The organism is Paenibacillus sinopodophylli (assembly GCF_005930355.1).
Taxonomy (GTDB): Bacteria; Bacillota; Bacilli; order Paenibacillales; family Paenibacillaceae; genus Pristimantibacillus; species Pristimantibacillus sinopodophylli.
Map to the genome: position 1 here is coordinate 1 of NZ_VDBO01000068.1, position 400 is coordinate 400.

At 50.2% G+C, this 400-nt stretch carries 1 protein-coding gene; it reads left to right on the forward strand.

Annotation, left to right across the window (positions count from 1 at the left end):
• A partial coding sequence (locus FGT79_RS30690) for a X2-like carbohydrate binding domain-containing protein (protein WP_281286057.1) occupies positions 1–400 on the forward strand: 400 nt, incomplete at both ends.

Sequence of the window (400 nt, forward strand, 5' to 3'; positions counted from 1 at the left end):
GTGAGCGACACAACGCCGCAAAACAGCCAATTGAGCCAAACGACAGCAGCCTTTGATAAAGAAACAGCTGCGCAAGCGGATGTAGCCGTAACGTTGACGCTGAACGGGAATACGCTTAGTACCCTTACAAATGGTGCGGCAACACTGACAGCGGGAACAGATTACACCGTAGTGGGCAACACGGTAACGATTAAGAAATCTTACTTGGCACAACAATCTGTAGGCACGACGAACCTAGCATTCAACTTCAGCGCGGGTGCTGCTCAGACATTGGCGGTAACGGTGAGCGACACAACGCCGCAAAACAGCCAATTGAGCCAAATGACAGCAGCCTTTGATAAAGAAACAGCTGCGCAAGCAGATGTAGCTGTAACGTTGACGCTGAACGGAAATACGCTTA